This is a genomic window from Winogradskyella epiphytica (assembly GCF_003217215.1).
In the GTDB taxonomy this organism is placed as follows: domain Bacteria; phylum Bacteroidota; class Bacteroidia; order Flavobacteriales; family Flavobacteriaceae; genus Winogradskyella; species Winogradskyella epiphytica.
On the sequence record NZ_QJTD01000004.1, the window covers coordinates 110,198 to 133,116 of the forward strand.

A 22,919-nucleotide genomic window follows, 5' to 3' on the forward strand; every position below is an offset into this window, starting at 1 on the left:
AGTTTCTTTTTCTTTTACAGGCCGAATATGGCTAAATTTAGAAAAACGAATTAAAGATAGAATGGCAGAATTTTACAAACTAAAAGTTGCAGACATTTATAAAGAAACCGATGATACTTCGGTAATCACTTTCGATATCCCTTCAGACTTACAAGATGTATTTAAGTTTAGACAGGGGCAACACTTAACCTTAAAAGCAGATATTAACGGAGAAGACGTTCGTCGTTCTTATTCCTTATGCTCTAGTCCAATAGATAACCAATGGCGGGTAGCTGTAAAGTTAATTCCTGGCGGTAAGTTTTCAAGCTTTGTAAATAATGAACTTCAGGCAAATGATACGCTTGAAGTCATGAAACCTAGCGGAACTTTCGGTGTGGAGGTCAACGTAGAAAAATCTAAAAACTATTTGTTTTTTGCTGCAGGATCTGGTATTACACCAGTTTTGTCTATGATAAAAACGCATTTACAAGGCGAGCCAAATTCTACTTGTAAACTGTTTTATGTGAATAAGACAGCAAAATCCATTATCTTTAAGGAAGAATTAGAGCAACTTAGAAATACCTATTTTGGAAGATTAGAAATTTATTATTTCTTAACCAAAGAGCGTCGCGATATCGAATTGTTTAACGGACGTTTTGATGATGAAAAAATGCAAGTCCTCACCAAAACATTCATCGATATTCCAGACACTAGCGAAGTATTTCTATGTGGTCCAGAAAAGATGGTACATTATGTAAGTGATTATTTAATCAACGCCGGTCTGCCTAAAGAATTGGTGCATTTCGAGCTGTTTGTTACCGGACTTTCAGAAGAAGATATCAAACGTGCTGAGCGTCTAGCCAAACAAAATGTAGAAGGCGTAGAAGTCACTATCGTCGATGGCGGTAAAGAATTCGCATTCACCATGACCAAGGAGTACGACAATATTTTAGATGCTGCCTTAGGTGCTGGTGCCGATTTACCTTTTGCCTGTAAAGGTGGGGTGTGTAGCACCTGTAAATGTAAGGTCGTGGATGGCGCGGTAGAGATGAAAATCAATTACGCTTTAGACGATAAAGAGGTGTCACAAAACTTGGTGCTTAGCTGTCAGGCGGTACCAACTACAGAAAAAGTTGTTGTCGATTTCGACGTTTAATATAAACATTTGGGCGTTACCCTAAAGGGTCGGGCTTTCGGCAGTCGCTCTCTACGAGGAGCTCCAACAAAGCCTCAATCCCTAACGCACTAATCAGCCTACAAAAGGCATAATCAGAAATCAGTGATTTTTACAAGTCCGGTTTCTAATTAAAATAAAAATAAGTTCAATAAGCGAAAGGCGATGAGCCCAGAGCGAAAAGCTACTATTATGAGTGAAGAACAAATAAAAAATCTAGAAAAACAATTCGAAGAACGTATCGCAAGAGACGAGAAAATCGAACCTAAAGACTGGATGCCAGAAAAATACCGTAAAACACATATTCGTCAAATGTCGCAACACGCACATTCCGAAATTGTAGGGATGCTTCCAGAAGGTAACTGGATTACCAGAGCGCCATCTTTAAGACGTAAAGTAGCGCTTCTTGCTAAAGTACAAGATGAGGCTGGTCACGGACTCTACTTGTATTCGGCAACAGAAACTCTTGGGATTTCACGAGACGAAATGTACGAGCAACTCCATACCGGAAAAGCTAAATACTCTTCCATTTTTAACTACCCAACAATTACTTGGGCAGATATGGGAGCCATTGGTTGGTTGGTAGATGGTGCAGCCATTATTAACCAAGTGCCACTTTGTAATACCTCTTACGGACCGTATGCAAGAGCGATGATTCGTGTATGTAAAGAAGAAAGTTTCCACCAAAGACAAGGCTTCGAAATCATGCTAAAACTTAGTAATGGTACGCCAGAACAAAAGGAAATGGCGCAAGATGCCCTAAACCGTTGGTGGTGGCCAGCATTAATGATGCTTGGACCTACAGATGCAGAGTCTGTTCACACAGAACAATCTATGAAATGGAAACTGAAAAGAAAATCTAATGACGATCTGCGTCAGCAGTTTATAGATCAAACAGTGCCACAAGCCGATATTTTAGGTTTAACCATTCCAGATCCAGATTTAAAATGGAACGAAGAACGCGGAAGCTACGATTTCGGTGAAATTAACTGGGACGAGTTTTGGCAAGTGGTTAAAGGCCACGGACCATGTAACAAAGAACGTATGAAAGCTAGAGTAGGAGCATGGGAGCGCGGAGAATGGGTTCGTGATGCAGCTATGGCTTATGCAGAAAAATCACAGGAAAGAAAGAAAAAACAAGTAATCTAAAAAAAGAACTTGAAAATGATCTTACACTGCAAATCGAATACATTTCGAAAGGCAAGTGAGAGTTCAATTTCAATTTAATATATAAATAATATGTCAACAAAAAACTGGCCTCTTTGGGAAGTCTTCGTAAGAAGTAAAAACGGATTAGAACACAGACATTTTGGTAGTCTTCACGCTGCAGATGCAGATATGGCTCTAGAAAATGCACGTGATGTATATACAAGAAGAAATGAAGGCGTAAGTATTTGGGTTGTAGAATCAAAAAATATTACAGCATCAAACCCAGAGCATAATGGCGAAATGTTTGAGCCTGCTCAAGATAAAGTATACCGCCACCCAACGTTTTACGATTTACCAGACGAAGTGAAGCACATGTAAAGGCAAACCGAACTTGAAGCTGATTTAGCTAAATTGAAAAATGAAAATGATCAGCTTATTAGAATTATTGTCACAAGAATTAAAAATATAAATTGAAGGGATTTCGATTTCAATTTCAATTTCAATTTCAACATGAAACAAAACTTATATAATTACATACTTGGAATAGCAGATAACAGCTTAATCCTTGGTCAGCGCATGGGAGAACTATGTGGCCATGGTCCAAGTTTAGAAACCGATATCGCGTGTACGAATATCTCATTAGATTTATTCGGGCAGGTGCGTAGCTATTTTCAATATGCATCAAAATTAGCAGGTGATGGTAGAACAGAAGATGATATTGCCATGCTTCGTCAAGAGCGTGAGTATGTAAATGTCTTATTGGTAGAACAACCAAATACAGACTTTGCTTATACCATAGCACGTCACTTTCTTTTTGATGTATACCACTTATTATTCCTTACAGAATTAGAGAAAAGTAAAGACTTAACACTTTCTGCAATTGCGAAAAAATGTATTAAAGAAGTGCGTTACCATGAGCGATTTACTTCAGATTGGATGAAGCGTTTAGGTGATGGTACAGCAGAAAGTAAAGCCAAAATACAAGAAGCTATAAACGATTTATGGACCTATACCGATGAATTATTCCATCAAACGAAGGCCGATAAAGCTATGGTTGCAGAAGGAATAGGTGTAGATGTTACCAAGCTAAAAGACGCCTATTACGAAAAAGTAAACGAAGTTTTAACCGAAGCGACTTTAGAAACACCAGAATCTAAATACTTCCAAAAAGGAGGTAAAAAAGGTATTCATACAGAACATATGGGCTATTTGTTGGCAGAACTGCAATACATGCAACGTGCTTACCCAAATATGGAATGGTAAAACAGAAATGTCATTCAGAGCGAAAGCGAAGAATCTCATGATACAAAGAAAATAGAATAACGAAATCGAACACGAAGCTGAAACGCCAGATGTGAATTTTTAACTTCGAATTCAATTTCAATTTCAATTTCAACAACAAATGACAACAACAGAACAAAATATAGACGACATCTTAGTTCCAATCTTGGAGCAAGTTTCAGATCCTGAAATTCCTGTCCTATCTATTATGGATATGGGTGTGGTACGTTCTGCAGTTATCGAAAATAATAAAGTTAAAGTGCAAATCACACCAACCTACAGCGGCTGTCCTGCAATGGACGTTATTGGTGATGATATTAAAGCGGCTTTAAAACACGCAGGTTACGATTCTGAAGTAGAATTAATTCTGCATCCAGCTTGGACCACCGATTGGATTACGCCACGAGGTAGAAAAGCATTAGAAGATTACGGAATTGCAGCACCTCTTGGGCCGGAAGCCGATAAAGATGTATTGCTGCACGGAAAACGTATTGTTAAGTGTACCAATTGTGGTTCGCAAAACACACGATTAGTCAGTCAGTTTGGTTCAACAGCGTGTAAAGCACAATTTCAGTGTGATGACTGCCAAGAGCCGTTCGACTATTTTAAATGTTTAAAATAAAAGTTATTTAAAACGAAGGGAAAATCTTCTTTAAGACCATCCCTTTTTTTTATGACAAACAAAATATAAGGTATGAGCAATAATTCAATCGAATTAAAAATCGAAAACAAAATCGCCTTCATTACTCTAAACAGGCCAGAAGTTTTCAATAGTTTTAATCGCGAAATGGCTTTGCGTTTGCAAAGTGTTTTAGACGACTGTGAAAACAACCCGGAAGTTAGAGCCATGGTTTTAACCGGGAACGGAAAAGCATTTTGTGCAGGTCAAGATTTAAAAGAAGTGACCAGTCCTGAGTTAAATCCGGGATTCAAAAAAATCCTCGAAGAACATTACAATCCTATAATTACCAGAATCCGAAATATTAAAAAACCAATTATAGGCGCTATAAACGGTGTGGCAGCTGGTGCAGGAGCAAATATTGCATTAGCCTGTGATATTGTAGTGGCTCATGAAAAAGTGAGCTTCATTCAAGCTTTTAGCTTAATAGGTTTAGTTCCTGATAGTGCAGGAACCTTCTTCTTACCGCGATTAATCGGTTTTCAAAAAGCACAAGCGTTAGCTATGTTAGGAGATAAGATTTCTGCTGAAGAAGCTGAGAAAATGGGAATGATTTATAAAATGATTCCTTTAGAAAGCTTCGATGAAGAAGTAAATAAACTTGCATTGAAACTCGCTAATATGCCAACAAAAGCTTTAGGCTTAATCAAAGAGTTATTCAATAGCTCGATGACAAATACCTTAGAGCAACAATTAGCATTAGAATCTAAATTACAGATTGAAGCGGCACAAACAGAAGATTATGCTGAAGGAGTTTCTGCTTTTATTGAAAAAAGAAAACCTGAGTTTAAAGGGAAATAAGAAAGTTCGAATAAGGTTGCTTCCCGCAACTTAAATTCGATAATATAATTAAATAAACAGATTTGTTATTCCTACGCAGATAGGAATCCACAATAAAAATATAAAACATGAACGTAGGAATTATAGGTTCAGGAACCATGGGAAGTGGCATAGCGCAAGTTGCTGCTACTGCTGGTTGCCAAGTGAAATTATACGATACCAATCAAGCGGCTTTAGATAAAGCTAAGGCGTCTCTTGAGAAAATATTATCTCGTTTAATCGAGAAAGGTAGAATGGATTCTGCAGAAAAAAACAGAATTCAATCGAATATTTCTTATGTCGTTGAATTGAAAAGTTTAGCAGATTCAAACCTAACCATCGAAGCTATTATTGAAAACCTTGACATTAAGAAAAAAGTATTTTCAGAATTAGAGTCTTATGTTGCAGACGATTGTATTATCGCTTCCAACACCTCTAGTTTGTCTATCGCTTCCATTGCCTCATCACTTCAAAAGCCTGAACGTTGTGTTGGGATTCACTTTTTTAATCCAGCACCATTAATGAAGCTGGTAGAGGTTATTCCTGCAATTCAAACCTCAAAAGAAGTTCTTGAAAAGTCCATACAAACCATTAGCGATTGGAAAAAAACAGTCGCTGTTGCTAAAGACACTCCTGGGTTTATCGTGAATAGAGTAGCACGTCCATTTTATGGTGAAGCATTACGAATTTACGAGGAAGGTATAGCTGACTTTGCAACGATTGATGATGCAATGAAACAGGTTGGTGGTTTTAGAATGGGACCATTCGAACTCATGGATTTCATTGGAAATGATGTGAATTATACCGTTACCGAAACCGTATTTACGGCCTTCTATTTCGATCCGAGATATAAGCCATCTTTTACACAAAAACGCTTTTCAGAAGCAGGCTACCTAGGAAGAAAATCAGGAAAGGGATATTATGATTATTCTGAAGGTGCTGTAAAACCAGAACCAAAACAAGATAAAGAATTAGCAAATCAAATATTCGATAGAGTATTGGTGATGCTAATCAACGAAGCGGCAGATGCCTTGTTTTTAAACATCGCTTCAGCCGAAGATATTGACAATGCCATGACTAAAGGGGTTAACTACCCAAAAGGGCTATTGGCTTGGGCAGATGAGAAAGGCATCGATTGGTGCGTGTCAAAATTAGACGATTTATATAACGAATACCACGAAGACAGATACCGTTGTAGTCCGTTGTTAAGACGAATGAAGAAAAAAGGTAATAGGTTTGGGGTATGAGGAGGTCCAAGTATCATTTCAAATTTGAGGAATTAGCGATTTATACAACCGCAATGGAATTTGGAGAAGTTGTTAATGTACAAACAAAGAAATTTCCTAAAGATGAACGATTTGAGTTGACATCACAATTTAAAAGAGCGGCAGATTCTATAGCTCTGAATATAGCAGAGGGGGCAAGCGGTTCTGATAAACAGTTTCATAATTATTTAGGTAACGCCTGGTATAGTGCACATGAATGTATTGCTTGTAGTTCTAAAGCTTGGTTAAGAAACTATATTACGACTGAAGAAGATGAGGAAAATAGAAGATTAATCACCGAATTATCAAAAATGATAACAACTTTACGTGCAATAATTTTCAAAAGAATTAATATATAATTTTAAATAACGAATGAAACCTATTACCTCACACCTCATACCTAAAAAGATGCTCAGCCAAGACGCCTATAGTCAATGGCTAGGAATCGAAATCCTAGAATGTGAATTAGGACGTTGCAAAGTAGGGATGACCGTTAGAAAGGAAATGCTTAATAGTATGGGAAAAGCCCATGGTGGCATCAGTTATTCATTAGCAGATACCGCCTTCGGTTTTGCAGCGAATACCCATGGTAAATATGCCGTTTCTATCGAAACGAGTATTAATCATATTGAAGCCTTAAACGAAGGGGATTATTTAGTGGCCGAGTCCGTAATTGAAAATGTAAAAAACAGATTGGGCTTTAATATTATTGAAGTAAAACGTGGAGACGAATTAGTAGCTCTTTTTAAAGGGGTTGCTTATAGAACGCAAAAAGACTGGGAATAAACCATAAAACTATTAATATATGAAATGGCAAGGTAGAAGAAAAAGTGGAAACTTAGAAGACCGTCGTGGTATGGGGTCTAAAGGTAAAATTGCAGCAGGTGGTGGTTTGGTCGCCGTTGTTGTGATTCTCTTACAGCTTTTTGGTGGTGAAACAGGAAAGCAAATAGCTCCAATTATAGAACAAGTAGGTAATAGTCAAACGGTTCAGCAGGTAGAGCAAAGAGAATTAACCCAAGAAGAACAACTTATGGGTGATTTTATGGCTACCGTATTGGCAGATACAGAAGATATATGGACTCAACTTTTTAGAGAATATAATTTAGGGGAATACAAAGAACCTAAAATGGTATTGTTCAGTGATGCTGTGAATACGGCTTGTGGAAGCGCAAGTTCCGCTTCAGGACCATTTTATTGCCCAGGAGATCAAAAAGTGTATATGGATTTAGTCTTTTTCAACGAACTCAAATCGCGTTTCGGTGCTAAGGGAGGCGACTTTGCTATCGCTTATGTTACAGCACATGAGATTGGTCACCATATTCAAACCATATTAGGAACGTCCAACAAAGTACGACAGTTGCAGTCTCAATCGAGTAAAGTAGAAGCAAACAGACTTTCTGTAGCCCAGGAATTGCAGGCCGATTTCTATGCAGGTGTTTGGGCGCATCACAATAGAAAATATTTACAAGAAGGAGATATCGAAGAAGCTCTAAGTGCTGCCAATGCAGTTGGAGATGATGCCATTCAAAAGCGTACAAGAGGAACGGTTTCTCCAGATAGCTTTACTCATGGGACTTCAGAGCAACGTATGGAGTGGTTTATGAAAGGCTTTAAAACAGGGGATATGAGACAAGGTGATACCTTTTCTGCTATTCTGAATTAAATTTTAGATGTATACCATTGGTATTTCGTACGGGCTACGGAATCCAAAATAAAAAATTATAATATTAAAATGCTCAGCTGCTGAGAAGAATAAAAGATTATGAAAGAAGCTTATATAATAGACGGAATCAGAACACCAATAGGAAATTACAAAGGTACTTTATCTGCTGTACGAACAGACGATTTAGGAGCTATTGTAATCAAAGAAATTGTCAAACGTAATCCAAACATACCAAGTGATGCTTACGACGATGTGATTATGGGTTGTGCTAACCAAGCAGGAGAAGATAATCGTAACGTAGCGAGAATGTCAGCGCTTTTAGCAGGCCTTCCTTTTACGGTTCCAGGAGAAACGGTGAACCGATTATGTAGTTCAGGGTTATCAGCAATCATTCACGCTAATAGAGCGATCAAAGCTGGAGATGGCGACTTGTTTATTTCTGGTGGTGTAGAAAATATGACCCGCGGGCCATACGTTATCGCTAAACCTTCTAGTGCTTTTGGAAACGATTCTAAAATGTACGACTCTAGTTTCGGATGGCGTTTTGTAAACCCGAAAATGAACGAGATGTACGGGACAGATGGTATGGGAAACACTGCCGAAAACCTAGTAGAGAAATATAATATATCAAGAGAAGACCAAGATAAGTTCGCACTTTGGAGTCAGCAAAAAGCAACCAAAGCTCAAGAAAACGGAAGATTGGCAAAGGAGATTGTTACCGTAGAAATTCCACAGCGTAAAAAAGACCCGATTCAATTTTCAAAAGATGAATTCGTAAAACCTACGAGTTCTTTAGAGGTGCTGGCAAAATTACGTCCAGCGTTTAAAAAAGAAGGCGGAAGTGTAACCGCAGGAAACTCTTCAGGATTAAACGATGGTGCAGTAGCAACAATCATTGCTTCTGGAGATGCCGTAAAAAAATATAACCTTAAACCGCTAGCAAGAATCGTAAGTTCTGCAGTTGTAGGAGTAGAGCCAAGAATTATGGGTATCGGTCCTGTAGAAGCGTCTAATAAAGCCCTAGAAAAAGCAGGTTTAACAATGGACGATATGGATGTTATCGAACTTAACGAGGCCTTTGCTGCTCAAGCTTTAGCGTGTACGCGTGCGTGGGGATTAAAAGACAACGACCCGAGGTTAAATCCTAATGGAGGTGCTATCGCCATTGGTCACCCACTAGGTGTTACCGGTGCGAGAACCACTTATTCTGCAGCTCTAGAATTGAACGAGCAGAAAAAACGTTATGCTTTAGTAACCATGTGTATTGGTGTTGGTCAAGGTTATGCAGCGGTTATCGAAAACGTAAATCTGTAGTATTTGGGCGTTACCACAAGGGTCGCGCTTGCACTACTCGCTTCCAGACCCAAAAGTCTGGAGAGCTCAAACACACCGTTTAATCGCTAACGCAAAAGAACGGTTTAATAGTTTAAATAGCATTCCGATGTATCTGTTCACGAAAGTACATCGGAGTAAGATAAAATAGTAAGTAATGAAAAAAATACAAAATTACGTCAACGGAAAATGGACAGAAGGTACAGGTGAAGGTGTTCCAATGTTTGACGCTATTACAGGAGAAGTAGTTGCCTTATCGGATACGCAAGGTCTAGATTTTGGCGAAATTCTTCACTACGGAAGAACAAAAGGTAGTGAAAAACTACGTAAAATGACGTTTCAAGAACGTGGAAATATGCTAAAAAGTCTGGCGCTTTATCTTATGAAAAAGAAAGCCGCTTTTTACGAATTAAGTTATAGAACAGGGGCAACAAAAGTAGATAGCTGGATAGATATTGAAGGTGGTTTCGGAAACCTATTTGCCAATGCATCGCTACGTAAATTATTTCCAAATCAGTCGTATCACGTAGAAGGTGATGCTATCGATTTGTCTCGTGGTGGTCGCTTTATGGCGCATCATATTATGGTGCCTAAAAAAGGAGTTGCTGTTCATATTAATGCTTTTAACTTCCCGGTTTGGGGAATGTTAGAAAAATGTGCTACGAACTGGATGGCCGGTGTGCCTGCTGTAGTAAAACCAGCAACAAACACCTCGTTTCTAACCGAAGCTGTTGTTCGTGAAATTATAGCTTCTGGAATTTTACCAGAAGGCGCACTGCAACTTATTACCGGTTCGGCAAGAACGATTTTAGATACCGTAGAATCTCAAGATGTCGTGACCTTCACCGGTTCGGCAACAACGGGACGTTTATTAAAATCTCATAAGCGAATTATTGACGAGTCTGTGCCATTTAATATGGAAGCTGATTCATTAAACGCATCTGTTTTAGGAGAAGATGCTATTCCTGGAACGCCAGAATTCGACCTGTTTATTAAAGAGGTAAGAAATGAAATGACTGTGAAATGTGGACAAAAATGTACGGCTATCCGTAGAATAATTGTACCGCAAAATTTGGTTGAAGATGTTCAAATTGCCCTAGGTAAAGCCTTGTCTAAAGTAACTATTGGTGACCCAAGATTAAAAGAGGTTCGCATGGGAGCTTTGGTGAGTAAAGACCAAGTAACCGAAGTGAGAGAGCGTGTTCAAGAACTATCTAAAACAGCAAGTATTGTTTATGGTGATTTAGATAAGATTGAGACGATTGGTGCCGATGCTAAAAAAGGCGCATTCTTAAGTCCGATTTTACTTCGTGAAGATCATCCGTTTACAAATTTAGCAGTACACGAAACCGAAGCTTTCGGACCAGTCAGTACTATAATGCCATATAAAAACTTGGACGAAGCCATTACATTAGCGCAAATGGGTAAAGGATCGTTAGTATCTTCTATCGCCACTTACGATAATAAAGTAGCTAAGGACTATGTGGTTAATGCGGCAAGTCACCACGGACGAATTTTAGTGATAAACCGTGATATGGCTAAAGAAAGTACAGGCCATGGTTCACCATTACCAAACTTAGTGCACGGTGGTCCAGGACGTGCTGGTGGAGGAGAAGAAATGGGTGGAATGCGTGGTATAAAACACTATTTACAACGTACAGCCATTCAAGGTTCACCAACCACATTAACAGAAATTACAGGTATTTATCAGCAAAATGCAGAGTATAAGGAAGCAGAACAGCATCCATTTAAATACCACTGGGAAGATATCAAAGCGGGTATGTCGCTTAAAACGCATAACCGTACATTAACAGATTCTGATATTATCAACTTCGCGAATCTTACTTGGGATCATTTCTATGCACATACCGATACCACCTCTTTAGACGGTAGTATTTTTGAAAAAAGAACAGCACACGGCTATTTCATTATAGCAGCAGCAGCCGGTTTATTTGTTTATCCTAATAAAGGGCCTGTAGCAGCAAACTACGGATTGGAAGAATGTAGATTCCTTCGTCCGCTATACCACAACGACACGATCTATGTGCGTTTAACTTGTAAGCAAAAAATTGATCGTGATGTGGCTTCAGCAGAACACCCAAGCGGAATCGTAAAATGGTACGTTGAGGTTTTTGATGCCTTAACCGACGAAATGGTGGCCTTTGCAACAATCTTAACGATGGTTGAGAAAAAGCAAGAGGTTTTTGTTGAAATGACCGAAGATAAAATCAAAGAATGCCTTTCAAAATTAAAAGAAGATTTTAAACCGAAATGGGGAATTCTAACGCCTCAGCATCTTTTAGAACACCTTGAAGAAGGTTACAGATTAGCTTCAGGAGAAATTAAAGTAACCGAATGTGTTACTCCGGAAAAAATCGTTGAGAAAGTTCATAATTCATTATACAACTACGAGAAATTTCCAAAAGGAACGAGTTTCCCAACGTATAAAAAAGAAGAGTTAGAAGATTTAAAACATCCAGATTTCGAAACAGCAAAGGCAAAATTCTTTGAAGCAAGAGAGGCTTATGTTGCCTTCTATAAAGAAAATCCAGATGCCGTTTTAACAAACATGGTTTTTGGAGATTTAAATAGATACGAGTGGTATTTATTAGAGCGTAAACATTTAAACCACCATTTCGAGCAATTCGGATTAATTTAGTCTGTCATTTCTGCGTATGCAGGAATCTTTAAAGAAAAAGTAATAATCATAAAATGGACTCCTGCTTTCGCAGGAAAGACAAAAAATATATTAAGATGAGTCAACCTTATGTTAAACTAGACATACAAAACGAAGTAGGATATATAGAATTTTTTCATCCTGCACACAACTCTCTACCGGGAGATATTTTAGCAAAATTAGCACAAACAATTACCGACGCGGGAACTAACGATGACATCAAAGTGATTGTTCTTAAGAGTGGAGGCGATAGAACCTTCTGTGCCGGAGCAAGTTTTAATGAATTAATCAACATCAACGATGCAGCAACAGGAAAGGTTTTCTTTTCAGGGTTTGCAAATGTTATTAATGCCATGCGCAAATGTCCGAAATTTATTATCGGTCGAGTGCAAGGTAAAACCGTAGGAGGTGGTGTTGGTTTAGCAGCATCAACCGATTATTGTATGGCATCGAAATTTGCTGCCATAAAATTAAGTGAATTAAATATTGGTATCGGACCATTCGTAGTCGGACCAGCTATAGAGCGTAAAATGGGATTAAGCGCCATGTCGCAAATCGCAATTGATGCCAACTCATTTTACCCTGCAGACTGGGCACAACAAAAAGGACTTTATACACAAGTTTACGATTCTACAGAAGCTTTAGACGAGGCTGTAAAAGCAACAGCGGAGCACTTATGTACCTACAATCCAGAAGCGATTAAAGAAATGAAAGCGATTTTCTGGAAAGGAACGGAAGATTGGGATACGCTGTTAGCAGAACGTGCTGCAACTAGTGGAACTTTAGTGCTTTCAGAATTCACAAAAGAAAAATTAAAGACCTATAAATAATTAGTGAGTAGAGAATAGTGGGTAGATAGTACAGAGTGGATGAATAGTCTAATCTTAACTATTTACCCTCTATGTCCTACTCTCTAAATACTCCCCACTAAAAACTAATATATGATTTACAAATTCAAAGGCTACACACCTGTTGTACATGAAAGTAGTTTTGTACATCCCTTAGCCGCAGTTACTGGCAATGTCATTATTGGAAAGAACTGTTACATCGGACCAGGCGCTGCCATTCGTGGTGATTGGGGACAAATTATCTTGGAAGACGGAGTGAATGTACAAGAAAACTGTACAGTCCATATGTTTCCAGGGAAATCTATTATCTTAAAAGAAAGTGCTCATGTGGGGCATGGTGCTATAATTCATGGGGCTAACTTAGGTAGAAACTGCCTTATCGGAATGAATTCTGTTATTATGGATGATGCCGAAATAGGAGATGAATGCATTGTAGGAGCTATGGCCTTTGTAAAAGCAGAAACAAAAATACCAAGACGTAGTTTAGTAGTCGGCAATCCAGCGAAAGTAGTAAAAGAGGTGAGTGATGATATGATCTCTTGGAAAACTGCAGGTACCAAGTTATATCAGCAATTACCTGCCGACTGTCACGAGACCCTAGAGGCTGTAGAACCTTTAAGAGAAGTTCCAAAAGACTTACCCAAGCAAGAGGATTTTTATAAAACGCTACAAGATTTTAGAAAGAATAATTAAGACATCTCATCATGTATAATAAAGAAATAGAAACGCTTCCTCTTGTAAAACTTAGGAAGCTGCAAAGCGAACGCTTGGTAAACCTTGTAAATCGCGTATATAAAACAGTGCCATTTTATAAAGATCTATTTGATAAATCTGGTATCGATGTGTCATCGATAAAATCAATTGATGATATTCATAAATTACCATTTACCAAAAAAACAGATTTAAGAGATCAATATCCCTTTGGGTTTTTAACAGTGCCCGAAACTCAGCTAGCGCGAATTCATTGCTCTAGTGGTACTACAGGGAAACCTACCGTAGTAGCATATACCAAGAAAGACTTAAATATTTTTTCTGAAGTGGTGGCGCGGTCATTGGCTGCAGGAGGTGCCAAACCAGGAATGAAAATGCACAACAGTTATGGTTACGGATTATTTACCGGAGGTATCGGAATTCATTATGGAGCAGAACAATTAGGGATGTCTGTGGTTCCTGTTTCTGTGGGGATGACCGATAGGCAAATTACCCTATTACAAGATTTTAAACCGGAAGTTATTTGTTGTACACCGTCTTATGCGCAAACCATTGCAAGTGAATTGGAAAAGCGAAACTTGAGTAAATCAGATATCAACTTAAAATATGCTATTCTTGGTGCCGAACCATGGACCGAAGCGATAAGAACAGATATAGAATCGTCGTTAGGTGTAAAAGCAACTAATATTTACGGTCTAAGTGAAATAATCGGACCTGGAGTTTCGCAAGAAGCTTGGGATGAACAAGGAACAGGAAGTTATGTTTGGGAAGATCATTTCTTTCCAGAAATTGTAGATAAAGATACGGGAGAACCTCTTCCTTACGGAGAGGAAGGCGTGCTTGTGTTTACGACACTGTCTAAAGAAGCGATGCCATTTCTTAGATATTGGACAAACGATATTTGTAGTCTGTCGTACGATCATAGCACCTCTAGAACCCACATAAAAATGGGTAAATTAAAAGGTCGTGCCGATGATATGTTAATCATTCGAGGTGTGAATTTATTCCATACACAAATTGAAGAAATCTTTACAGAATATACCGAACTAGCACCAAATTATCAGTTGGTGGTAACAAAACAAGGGCTTACAGATCAAGTAGAAGTAAAGGTGGAAACAAGTACTGATTTCCAAGTAAAAATAGGTTTAGGTAACGGATTTGTTAAAGATGAAATCGTAAAGAATTCAGCTTTAATGGAAATGACAAATCAATTAAAAAAGAATATTAGAGATAAAGTTGGTTTAAGTATGCAGGTGACTTTATGTTGTTGTGATTCCATTCCTAAAAGTGAAGGCGGAAAACTAAACCGAATAGTCGATTTAAGAAATTTATAAGACTTCTTAAGAAGTACAAAAAAAGCCTAAGTAACGACTTAGGCTTTTTTTATATTTTAATAATTCTACTCAAATCTATCTCATTAGTTTCTTTGCTGGTTGATAAAGCAATCAAACTCTGTACATTCCCTAAGTAAGGAAGTAAGGTTAGTTTCGATATAATGAATGTTTCGTAAGCTTCAATATCTTCAACGACTAACTTTAATAAATAATCAAAATTACCGCTAACACGATGGCACTCAATAACCTCAGGAAATTTGTTAATCTCTTTAACGAACTTTTCTAAATAGCTTCGTGTATGGCCTTGTAGGGTGATACCAATAAATACAGTCAGTTTTAAACCAATCTTTTTATTGTTTAGTACGGCAACATATTTTTCTATATAACCTTCTTTTTCAAGTTTTTTTATCCGCTCAAAAATAGGTGAGGTGGTCATTCCCAATTCAGTAGCGATGCTTTTGGTGGTGCGGTTACTATTTTTTTGAAGAATCTCTAAAATCTTGGTGTCTATTTTGTCAAGTGTGGGCTGCATAAGAAAATTATGTTTTTAAAAAGCGATATTCAAAGGTAATAAAGAAATATAATCTTTAAAGTGTAGAATCATAAGAATAATTTTCTTTTTAAAATATATTTAGAAGTTGTTAACAGGTGTAAGCATCATCTTTTATTATCTTTATTCCTTTAATAAAAATCAGAGATGAAAGACAAAGAGGTTTCTGCCAAAGCAGGAATATACGAACTTAAGATGCCCAAAATGGGTGAAAGTATTACCGAAGGAACAATCATCAATTGGTTAGTTAATGAAGGGGATACTTTTGAAGAAGGCGATATCATCTTAGAAGTCGCTACAGATAAAGTTGATAATGAAGTGCCTGCGCCAGCTTCGGGAACATTGAAGAAAACGATGTTTCAGGCTAAAGATGTCGTGCCAGTTGGAGAGGTGATCGCTATTCTGGAAGTTTCAGGAGAGGTAAAATCTTCAAAAAAGGAGAGTCCAGCTCAAAACAAAAGCAAAGCTCCTGCAAAGCAGAAGAAGGTTGAGCGACCAAAACCAACGCCTCAACATTCAGTTTCAACGACAAATTCATTTTCAGTTTCAAATAGTAATACATTCTTTTCGCCTTTAATCATCTCAATTGCTAAAGAGCAACATATTAGTTTTGAAGAATTGGCACGAATTCCAGCTACGGGTCACGAAGGTCGTTTACGTAAGAGTGATTTATTTCAATATATCGAAGACGGCAGACCTTATAAATTCGCTCAGCCAGTTACTCAAGACCCAACAGCCTATCGTATACCTCAATTGACCTTCGATAAGGGCAAAGGAAAAGTGGTTGAAATGGATAGAATGCGTCAAATGATTGCCGATCATATGGTGTATTCAAAACACACATCGCCTCACGTAACTGCTTATGTGGAAGCCGATTTAACGAATATGGTAAATTGGAGAAATGCTAATAAAGTAGCATTCCAAGAAAAATATGGTGAACGATTAACATTTACACCATTGTTTGTGGAGGCTGTAGCGAAAGCAGTAAAAGATTTTCCAAATATAAATGCTTCGGTAGATGGTAATAGCATCATTGTGAAAGAGGATGTTAATATTGGTATGGCAACAGCACTTCCTAGTGGAAACTTAATTGTTCCAGTGGTAAAAAATGCTGATACTAAGGATTTAAAAACCCTAGCTTCTAATGTAAATGAACTTGCAGGAAAAGCCAGAGAAAACAAGTTGGCTGGAGATGATATTAAAGGAAGCACATTTACCATTTCTAATGTTGGTACATTCGGGTCTGTTATGGGAACACCAATTATCAACCAACCAGAAGTTGCTATTTTAGCTTTAGGAATTATAAAGAAACGTGCAGAAGTTATTGAAACCGAAAAAGGAGACGAAATTGCTATTCGTAGCATGATGTATTTATCCTTATCTTTTGACCACAGGGTAGTCGATGGATTTTTAGGAGGAAGCTTCGTTCGTCGTGTTGCCGATTACTTTGAGCAATTTGATATAAACAGAGAAATATAATATATTGTTATTCCCGTCCTAGCGAAGAATTTCAATAAAATTAATACAGTATTATTTCGTTTTTCGAAATGAAAAAAATAAAAATATGAAGTACAAGATTACAGTTGATAAAGTAGAAAAATCAAAAGTTGACCAATTAGATTTTAACAACATTCCTTTAGGAACTACATTTACAGATCACATGTTCATTTGCGATTATGATAATGGCGAGTGGGTAGATGCAAGAGTAGTACCTATGGGATTAATTCCAACGCATCCTGCAGCAATGGCTTTGCATTACGGACAAGCAATTTTCGAAGGAATGAAAGCTTATAAGGATACCGATGGTAAGCCAATGTTATTCAGACCAGAGCAAAATGCAAAACGTTTAAACGAAAGTGCAACGCGTATGGGAATGCCTGAATTACCAGAAGAAATTTTTGTTGAAGGACTTAAAAAATTAATTTCTATAGATCATTATTGGATTCCTCCAACAGAAGGAAGCGCTTTATATTTAAGACCTTTTATGTATGCCGATGAGGCTTTTATTGGGATGCGTGCAGCAACACATTACAAGTTTATCATCATGGCATCGCCAGCACAAGCACTGTATAGTAAGCGCATTAAATTATGGGCCGAAAAACAATATATCCGTGCCGCTCATGGTGGAACAGGAGAAGCTAAAGCAGCCGGAAACTACGCAGCAGCAGTACTTCCAACCGAATTAGCAAAAGCAAAAGGCTACGACCAAGTACTTTGGTTAGACGCAGCAGAACATAAATATATTCAGGAAGTTGGTACTATGAACATATTCTTCAAAATCAATGGAGAATTTATCACGCCAAACCTTGATGGTTCTGTGTTACACGGAATCACTAGAGCAAGTGTTATCGATATGTTGCGTTCTATGAATTTTAAAGTTACCGAGCGTAAAATCACGATCGATGAAATTAAAGAAGCTTCAGAAAACGGAAGTCTAGAAGAAGCATTCGGAACAGGAACCGCTGTAGGTATTGCTTACATCCAAGAAATTGGACTAGAGGATGAAACCATTCATGTTTCAGATGAAAGCCCTGTAGCTTTAGAAGTTAACGACACGCTAAACGCTATTAAAACAGGTCAGTTAGAAGATAAATTTGGTTGGATGACCAAGGTAGATAAAGCCTAGGTTTATAAGAATTTGGGCGTTACCACAAGGGTCGGGCTTTCGGCAGTCGCTCTCTGCGAGGAGCTCCAACAAAGCCTCAATCCCTAACGCGGAAGTTGCTCCAAAGAAACTAGATTCCATCTGATAAAGCTTGGTAATGCTTAGGCTAATAGGAATCTGAAAAAGAAATATAAATAAAATGTCATTCAAGGCAAAACGAAGAATCTAATGAGACGCTTCGAGCTTAATCTGACACTAATTATAATATGAAAAAAGACATTCTAAAAACAGGATTTTCAAAACTCTGCACAGCTAAGGCTATGGCAGAGCTGTATGAAGCTAATTTTAAATTGGTTTCAAAATATGTACATGCAACCTCTCGAGGACATGAAGCGATTCAGATTGCTTTAGGTATGCAATTATTACCTCAAGATTATGCTTTTCCATATTACAGAGATGATGCTATGTTATTATCGTTCGGTTTAAAGCCTTATGATTTAATGTTGCAATTATTAGCTAAAAAAGATGATCCGTTTTCAGGAGGTAGAACTTATTATGCACATCCAAGTTTAAAGGATGATGACAAACCTAAAATTCCACATCAATCTTCAGCAACAGGAATGCAAGCTATTCCAGCAACAGGAGTTGCTATGGGAATACAATATAAAGAGTTGCAAGGAATGGGAGATGATGACTCAAAGTCTTTAAAACCCATTAGTGTATGTTCTTTAGGTGACGCTTCTGTTACCGAAGGTGAAATTGCTGAAGCTTTCCAAATGGCTGTATTAAAGAAATTGCCAATACTTTATTTAGTTCAAGATAATGGTTGGGATATTTCAGCTAATGCAGCCGAAACTCGTGCTCAAGATGCATTTGAATATGCTAAAGGTTTCAAGGGTTTAGAGGCCATATCTATTGATGGTGCTAACTTTATTGAGAGCTATGAAGCTGTAGAAAAAGTAATAAAAACTATGCGTGAAGAAAGACGACCATTCTTGATTCATGCTAAGGTTCCGTTATTAAATCACCATACTTCTGGTGTGCGCATGGAATGGTATAGAGATGATCTAGATGAAGCATGCACAAGAGATCCCTATCCGGTTTTAAAGCAACAATTATTGGATAATGGTTTTTCTGAAAAAGAAGTTGAAGACATAGAGAACTCTGCTAAGGCGGATGTTCAGTCGGACTTTGAAAAAGCGTTAAAAGCCGAAGATCCAAAACCAGAAGATTTATTTACAAACGACTTTGTACCGACTCCAATCACTGAAGAAAAAGGAACACGTTCACCGGAAGGTGCAGATAAAGTGGTTATGGTAGACTGTGCTTTGTTTGCTGTTGAAGAGCTCATGAAACAACATAAAGAATGTTTACTCTATGGTCAAGACGTAGGAGGTCGCTTAGGTGGTGTGTTTAGAGAAGCCGCAACCTTAGCGCAAAAATTTGGTGATGATCGTGTGTTTAATACACCAATTCAGGAAGCATTTATAGTTGGCTCAACCGTTGGTATGTCAGCCGTTGGACTAAAGCCGATTGTTGAGGTTCAGTTTGCCGATTATATTTGGCCAGGATTAAATCAGTTATTTACCGAAGTCAGTAGAAGCTGTTATTTATCTAATGGAAAATGGCCAGTAAGCATGATTCTACGTGTGCCAATTGGTGCTTATGGTAGTGGTGGACCTTATCATTCATCTTCGGTAGAAAGTGTAATTACTAATATTCGCGGTATTAAAATTGCATATCCAAGTAATGGTGCCGACTTAAAAGGCTTAATGAAAGCCGCTTATTACGATCCAAATCCAGTAGTAATTTTAGAACATAAAGGTTTGTATTGGTCTAAGGTTCCAGGAACACAAGGAGCAACTTCAATAGAGCCAAGTGAAGATTATGTGTTGCCGTTTGGTAAAGCATGGGTGCTTCAAGAAATATGGAAACGAGAAAGTGTAGAAACTATGACTATAGTTACCTACGGAATGGGAGTGCACTGGGCAATGAATGCTTCAGCTGAACTTGGTATGCAAGATCAAATTGAAGTGATTGATTTACGTACGTTGTTTCCATTAGATGAAGATACTGTAATGAAATCTGTGAAGAAGACAGGAAAATGTTTAGTGGTGACTGAGGAGCCTTCGAATAATAGTTTTGCTAGAGCCTTAGCTGGTAAGATTCAGGAAAAATGCTTCAAATTTATAGATGCACCGGTGATGACTATTGGAAGTGAGAATATGCCTGCGATTCCATTGAATTCAGTTTTAGAAGAAACTATGATTCCTTCAACAGAAAAAGTAAAGGAAAAAATTCAGGAGCTACTTAATTATTAATCAGCTATCTGAATTAGAATAAAATTTGTAAATTGACTCAAACATTAAAATAAGATAAACTTATGAAAAAGTTGATTTATGTATTCTTTATGGCATGTTTTCTAACCTTGTCACTGACTTCTTGCAGAGAGCAAAGTGAAAAGGATAAGTTAATTGAGGAAATGAAAGAAGAAGGAGCTACTATGAAAAAGAAAGTAGATGGTGATGAGTCTAAGATTAAAATGGAAACAGAAAACAAGAAAGTAAAAATTAAAGAGGAAGATGGGGAAACTAAAATCAAAGTCAAAACTGACACTGATAATTAATTAACTATTCTTCTTTGAAATCTTTAAAGTCAGCTCTATTGAGTTGACTTTTTTGTTTTTAAGTATCTCAATTTGGACCAGAATAACGGTAGAGCTAAGGGTGTAAACAAAAAAAAGCCTATCTAAAAGATAGGCTTTATACTTAAAAAGATTGTAAGATATATACTTATATAACTTTTACATTAACTGCATTTAAACCTTTTTTTCCTTCTGCTAAATCGAATTCTACATTATCACCTTCTCTAATCTCATCGACTAAACCTGAAATGTGTACAAAATGCTCTTTGTTGTTTCCTTCTTCTGTGATGAATCCAAAACCTTTAGAGTCATTAAAAAATTTTACTGTACCAGTACTCATATTAAAATATATTAAATTAAGCAGCAAAGATACTCTAATTAGTTGAATACCAACTATTTTTAAGGTTTAATTTAAAAAATAAAAATTAATAGCAGCTAATGGTCTAAGGCTTAGTGTTTAAAAAGATTAAATATTATACTCGGATAATGGTTTCGTGAATTTCTCTGGGTCAGCGGCTAAATGGTATCTAGGGTCATCAATATCATCGACGATAACTTCTTTAAATTTCGGGCTGGCTTTATACATTAAGGCTTTACAATCAGAGCTCAAATGTTTTAATTTAATCGTTTTACCCGCGGCTTCATATTTATTGACCAGATTGAAAATAGCTTCTAATGCCGAATGATCACTCACACGAGATTCAACAAAGTCGATAATTACATGGTCTGGGTCATTTTTCACATCAAACTTCATATTAAAATTTTGAATGGATCCAAAAAACAATGGTCCCCAAATTTCATAGACTTTCGTTCCGTCCTCTTTCATACGTTTACGTGCTCTAATCATGATAGCGTTCTTCCATGCAAATACAAGAGCTGAAACAATAACTCCAATAAATACGGCAATTGCTAAATCAAAAAATACTGTTACAGCAGACACAATTATTAATACTGCGGCATCTGACACAGGTATTTTTCGAATAATTCTAAAACTTGACCAAGCAAATGTTTCAATAACCATCATAAACATTACACCCACTAAAGCTGCAATAGGAACTTGTTCAATATATTGTGCTGTAAATAAGATAAAGGTCAATAGGGTTAAGGCCATAGCAATTCCTGATAAACGACCTCTACCTCCTGCGTTTAAATTAATAACGGTTTGACCAATCATACCGCAACCACCAGTTCCACCGAATAATCCACTAACGATATTTCCAGTTCCCTGAGCTACACATTCTCTGTTTCCATCACCTCTAGTCTCCGTTAGTTCGTCTACTAGGTTCATAGTCATTAATGACTCAATAAGCCCTACAGAGGCCGCTAAGAAGGCGTATGGAAGGATGAACTTCAAAGTATCTAAGTTAATAGGTAGGTTTTGCCAAAGTTCCATATTTGGAGTAGGGAATTCGCCTTTTAATCCATCTCCACCACCTTCAATAATATAGGATCCTACGGTACTTACCTCTAGTCCACCAAAAACAACAACTGCTGTAGTGATTAAGATGGCTGTTAAAGCTGCTGGGATTTTTTTAGTTAATCTAGGAAGTAACCAGATCACACCCATGGTTAAAGCAACTAAGCCAATCATGATATATAATTCTGTTCCTTCCATTGGAACATTGATGTATTTTTTTAGACCATCGGCACCTACCTCTAGTTCCTTATGAGAGAACATTCGGAGTTGGGCTAGGAATATAACTATGGCCAAACCATTGACGAAGCCCATCATTACTGAATGCGGTATCAATCGTACATACCTACCTAACTTAAAGACACCTGCTAGTATTTGTATGACGCCCATGAGTATAACGGCTGCTAATAAATAAAAGTAGCCCATATTATCAACTGGCGAGTCAAATAATAATCCTTTAGAATGTCCATCTTGAATTAGGTTGATAAATATAACCGCTACTGCGCCAGCAGCACCTGATATTAACGCAGGACGACCTCCGAAAAACGCAGCGATTAATCCAACCATGAAGGCACCTGATAAGGCTACTAAAGGGTCAATTTGTATGACGAATGCAAAAGCAACTACTTCAGGTATCATAGCTAATGATACTGTAATACCCGCAAGAATATCATTTTTAGGGTTTTCTGTAAAGTATTTAATGGCTTTTTGTCCTAGAATCATAATTTATTTTGTTGAAAGGCGGCAAAGATATACTTTTTGGATTTATAGTTGAAAAGTTTGGTTTTTCAA

At 37.5% G+C, this 22,919-nt stretch carries 22 protein-coding genes; 19 read left to right on the top strand and 3 right to left on the bottom strand.

Annotation, left to right across the window (positions count from 1 at the left end; genetic code table 11):
• Positions 1-61: 61 nt before the first annotated feature.
• The 15 genes from DFQ11_RS10645 (at position 62) to DFQ11_RS10715 (ending at position 14,914) form a co-directional block, all read left to right on the top strand.
• Positions 62-1,135 carry a 2Fe-2S iron-sulfur cluster-binding protein gene (locus tag DFQ11_RS10645; RefSeq protein ID WP_110475872.1) on the top strand — a complete coding sequence of 358 codons (1,074 nt, stop codon included), beginning with the start codon at positions 62-64 and terminating at the stop codon, positions 1,133-1,135.
• Positions 1,136-1,345: 210 nt separating this feature from the next.
• A complete protein-coding gene (paaA, locus tag DFQ11_RS10650; RefSeq protein WP_229791281.1) occupies positions 1,346-2,302 on the top strand; it encodes a 1,2-phenylacetyl-CoA epoxidase subunit PaaA in 957 nt (318 codons plus the stop codon).
• 90 nt (positions 2,303-2,392) lie between these two features.
• Entirely contained in the window at positions 2,393-2,680 is a 288-nt protein-coding gene (paaB, locus tag DFQ11_RS10655) for a 1,2-phenylacetyl-CoA epoxidase subunit PaaB (RefSeq protein WP_072348749.1), read from the top strand.
• 132 nt (positions 2,681-2,812) lie between these two features.
• Positions 2,813-3,565 carry a 1,2-phenylacetyl-CoA epoxidase subunit PaaC gene (paaC, locus tag DFQ11_RS10660; protein ID WP_110475873.1) on the top strand — a complete coding sequence of 251 codons (753 nt, stop codon included), beginning with the start codon at positions 2,813-2,815 and terminating at the stop codon, positions 3,563-3,565.
• 139 nt (positions 3,566-3,704) lie between these two features.
• Positions 3,705-4,205: a 1,2-phenylacetyl-CoA epoxidase subunit PaaD gene (gene paaD, locus DFQ11_RS10665; protein ID WP_110475874.1), complete on the top strand. Its 501-nt coding sequence runs from the start codon at positions 3,705-3,707 to the stop codon at positions 4,203-4,205.
• A 72-nt stretch (positions 4,206-4,277) separates the two neighbouring features.
• Positions 4,278-5,063 carry an enoyl-CoA hydratase-related protein gene (locus DFQ11_RS10670; RefSeq protein ID WP_092132323.1) on the top strand — a complete coding sequence of 262 codons (786 nt, stop codon included), beginning with the start codon at positions 4,278-4,280 and terminating at the stop codon, positions 5,061-5,063.
• 107 nt (positions 5,064-5,170) lie between these two features.
• The gene (locus DFQ11_RS10675; protein WP_110475875.1) at positions 5,171-6,328 is read left to right on the top strand and encodes a 3-hydroxyacyl-CoA dehydrogenase NAD-binding domain-containing protein; all 1,158 of its coding nucleotides are present in this window, start codon (positions 5,171-5,173) and stop codon (positions 6,326-6,328) included.
• Positions 6,325-6,705 carry a four helix bundle protein gene (locus DFQ11_RS10680; protein WP_110475876.1) on the top strand — a complete coding sequence of 127 codons (381 nt, stop codon included), beginning with the start codon at positions 6,325-6,327 and terminating at the stop codon, positions 6,703-6,705. The genes DFQ11_RS10675 and DFQ11_RS10680 overlap by 4 nt, the downstream gene beginning before the upstream one ends.
• Positions 6,706-6,718: 13 nt before the next feature.
• Positions 6,719-7,132 carry a hotdog fold thioesterase gene (locus DFQ11_RS10685; protein WP_110475877.1) on the top strand — a complete coding sequence of 138 codons (414 nt, stop codon included), beginning with the start codon at positions 6,719-6,721 and terminating at the stop codon, positions 7,130-7,132.
• Between the two features lie 19 nt (positions 7,133-7,151).
• Positions 7,152-8,012: a KPN_02809 family neutral zinc metallopeptidase gene (gene ypfJ / locus DFQ11_RS10690; protein ID WP_110475878.1), complete on the top strand. Its 861-nt coding sequence runs from the start codon at positions 7,152-7,154 to the stop codon at positions 8,010-8,012.
• Positions 8,013-8,111: 99 nt separating this feature from the next.
• A complete protein-coding gene (gene pcaF, locus DFQ11_RS10695) occupies positions 8,112-9,326 on the top strand; it encodes a 3-oxoadipyl-CoA thiolase (RefSeq protein ID WP_110475879.1) in 1,215 nt (404 codons plus the stop codon).
• A gap of 175 nt (positions 9,327-9,501) precedes the next feature.
• Positions 9,502-12,003: a phenylacetic acid degradation bifunctional protein PaaZ gene (gene paaZ / locus DFQ11_RS10700; RefSeq protein ID WP_110475880.1), complete on the top strand. Its 2,502-nt coding sequence runs from the start codon at positions 9,502-9,504 to the stop codon at positions 12,001-12,003.
• Between the two features lie 95 nt (positions 12,004-12,098).
• Positions 12,099-12,851: an enoyl-CoA hydratase/isomerase family protein gene (locus tag DFQ11_RS10705; RefSeq protein ID WP_092132343.1), complete on the top strand. Its 753-nt coding sequence runs from the start codon at positions 12,099-12,101 to the stop codon at positions 12,849-12,851.
• A gap of 111 nt (positions 12,852-12,962) precedes the next feature.
• Positions 12,963-13,562, top strand: a complete 600-nt coding sequence (locus DFQ11_RS10710) for an acyltransferase (RefSeq protein WP_110475881.1) — start codon at positions 12,963-12,965, stop codon at positions 13,560-13,562.
• Positions 13,563-13,573: 11 nt separating this feature from the next.
• Entirely contained in the window at positions 13,574-14,914 is a 1,341-nt protein-coding gene (locus DFQ11_RS10715; RefSeq protein WP_110475882.1) for a phenylacetate--CoA ligase family protein, read from the top strand.
• A 49-nt stretch (positions 14,915-14,963) separates the two neighbouring features.
• Here the strand turns inward: DFQ11_RS10715 and DFQ11_RS10720 are convergent, their stop codons facing one another.
• Positions 14,964-15,446, bottom strand: coding sequence for an Lrp/AsnC family transcriptional regulator (locus DFQ11_RS10720; protein WP_110475883.1), 483 nt, complete (start codon positions 15,444-15,446; stop codon positions 14,964-14,966).
• A gap of 165 nt (positions 15,447-15,611) precedes the next feature.
• Here DFQ11_RS10720 and DFQ11_RS10725 point away from each other — a divergent pair, with 165 nt between their 5' ends.
• The 4 genes from DFQ11_RS10725 to DFQ11_RS10740 all read left to right on the top strand — a co-directional run bounded on the left by DFQ11_RS10725 (position 15,612) and on the right by DFQ11_RS10740 (position 20,695).
• Complete coding sequence (locus DFQ11_RS10725; RefSeq protein WP_110475884.1) at positions 15,612-16,943, top strand: dihydrolipoamide acetyltransferase family protein; 1,332 nt, start codon at positions 15,612-15,614, stop codon at positions 16,941-16,943.
• A gap of 85 nt (positions 16,944-17,028) precedes the next feature.
• Positions 17,029-18,090 carry a branched-chain amino acid aminotransferase gene (locus tag DFQ11_RS10730; protein ID WP_110475885.1) on the top strand — a complete coding sequence of 354 codons (1,062 nt, stop codon included), beginning with the start codon at positions 17,029-17,031 and terminating at the stop codon, positions 18,088-18,090.
• A 245-nt stretch (positions 18,091-18,335) separates the two neighbouring features.
• Positions 18,336-20,390 (top strand): alpha-ketoacid dehydrogenase subunit alpha/beta, encoded by a 2,055-nt coding sequence (locus DFQ11_RS10735; RefSeq protein ID WP_110475886.1) that lies wholly within the window; start codon positions 18,336-18,338, stop codon positions 20,388-20,390.
• A gap of 62 nt (positions 20,391-20,452) precedes the next feature.
• The gene (locus DFQ11_RS10740; RefSeq protein WP_110475887.1) at positions 20,453-20,695 is read left to right on the top strand and encodes a hypothetical protein; all 243 of its coding nucleotides are present in this window, start codon (positions 20,453-20,455) and stop codon (positions 20,693-20,695) included.
• Positions 20,696-20,861: 166 nt separating this feature from the next.
• On the opposite strand, the gene DFQ11_RS10745 is transcribed toward DFQ11_RS10740, so the two are convergent.
• Together DFQ11_RS10745 and DFQ11_RS10750 are read right to left on the bottom strand one after the other, a co-directional pair.
• Complete coding sequence (locus DFQ11_RS10745) at positions 20,862-21,053, bottom strand: cold-shock protein (protein ID WP_020895249.1); 192 nt, start codon at positions 21,051-21,053, stop codon at positions 20,862-20,864.
• A gap of 126 nt (positions 21,054-21,179) precedes the next feature.
• The gene (locus DFQ11_RS10750) at positions 21,180-22,850 is read right to left on the bottom strand and encodes a SulP family inorganic anion transporter (RefSeq protein WP_110475888.1); all 1,671 of its coding nucleotides are present in this window, start codon (positions 22,848-22,850) and stop codon (positions 21,180-21,182) included.
• Positions 22,851-22,919: the final 69 nt, after the last annotated feature.

Excerpts from the sequence above, each read along its gene's own strand:
- DFQ11_RS10645 (WP_110475872.1), top strand. The coding sequence starts at position 62 with ATGGCAGAATTTTACAAACTAAAAGTTGCAGACATTTATAAAGAAACC.
- paaA (WP_229791281.1), top strand. The coding sequence starts at position 1,346 with ATGAGTGAAGAACAAATAAAAAATCTAGAAAAACAATTCGAAGAACGT.
- paaB (WP_072348749.1), top strand. The coding sequence starts at position 2,393 with ATGTCAACAAAAAACTGGCCTCTTTGGGAAGTCTTCGTAAGAAGTAAA.
- paaC (WP_110475873.1), top strand. The coding sequence starts at position 2,813 with ATGAAACAAAACTTATATAATTACATACTTGGAATAGCAGATAACAGC.
- paaD (WP_110475874.1), top strand. The coding sequence starts at position 3,705 with ATGACAACAACAGAACAAAATATAGACGACATCTTAGTTCCAATCTTG.
- DFQ11_RS10670 (WP_092132323.1), top strand. The coding sequence starts at position 4,278 with ATGAGCAATAATTCAATCGAATTAAAAATCGAAAACAAAATCGCCTTC.
- DFQ11_RS10675 (WP_110475875.1), top strand. The coding sequence starts at position 5,171 with ATGAACGTAGGAATTATAGGTTCAGGAACCATGGGAAGTGGCATAGCG.
- DFQ11_RS10680 (WP_110475876.1), top strand. The coding sequence starts at position 6,325 with ATGAGGAGGTCCAAGTATCATTTCAAATTTGAGGAATTAGCGATTTAT.
- DFQ11_RS10685 (WP_110475877.1), top strand. The coding sequence starts at position 6,719 with ATGAAACCTATTACCTCACACCTCATACCTAAAAAGATGCTCAGCCAA.
- ypfJ (WP_110475878.1), top strand. The coding sequence starts at position 7,152 with ATGAAATGGCAAGGTAGAAGAAAAAGTGGAAACTTAGAAGACCGTCGT.
- pcaF (WP_110475879.1), top strand. The coding sequence starts at position 8,112 with ATGAAAGAAGCTTATATAATAGACGGAATCAGAACACCAATAGGAAAT.
- paaZ (WP_110475880.1), top strand. The coding sequence starts at position 9,502 with ATGAAAAAAATACAAAATTACGTCAACGGAAAATGGACAGAAGGTACA.
- DFQ11_RS10705 (WP_092132343.1), top strand. The coding sequence starts at position 12,099 with ATGAGTCAACCTTATGTTAAACTAGACATACAAAACGAAGTAGGATAT.
- DFQ11_RS10710 (WP_110475881.1), top strand. The coding sequence starts at position 12,963 with ATGATTTACAAATTCAAAGGCTACACACCTGTTGTACATGAAAGTAGT.
- DFQ11_RS10715 (WP_110475882.1), top strand. The coding sequence starts at position 13,574 with ATGTATAATAAAGAAATAGAAACGCTTCCTCTTGTAAAACTTAGGAAG.
- DFQ11_RS10720 (WP_110475883.1), bottom strand. The coding sequence starts at position 15,446 with ATGCAGCCCACACTTGACAAAATAGACACCAAGATTTTAGAGATTCTT.
- DFQ11_RS10725 (WP_110475884.1), top strand. The coding sequence starts at position 15,612 with ATGAAAGACAAAGAGGTTTCTGCCAAAGCAGGAATATACGAACTTAAG.
- DFQ11_RS10730 (WP_110475885.1), top strand. The coding sequence starts at position 17,029 with ATGAAGTACAAGATTACAGTTGATAAAGTAGAAAAATCAAAAGTTGAC.
- DFQ11_RS10735 (WP_110475886.1), top strand. The coding sequence starts at position 18,336 with ATGAAAAAAGACATTCTAAAAACAGGATTTTCAAAACTCTGCACAGCT.
- DFQ11_RS10740 (WP_110475887.1), top strand. The coding sequence starts at position 20,453 with ATGAAAAAGTTGATTTATGTATTCTTTATGGCATGTTTTCTAACCTTG.
- DFQ11_RS10745 (WP_020895249.1), bottom strand. The coding sequence starts at position 21,053 with ATGAGTACTGGTACAGTAAAATTTTTTAATGACTCTAAAGGTTTTGGA.
- DFQ11_RS10750 (WP_110475888.1), bottom strand. The coding sequence starts at position 22,850 with ATGATTCTAGGACAAAAAGCCATTAAATACTTTACAGAAAACCCTAAA.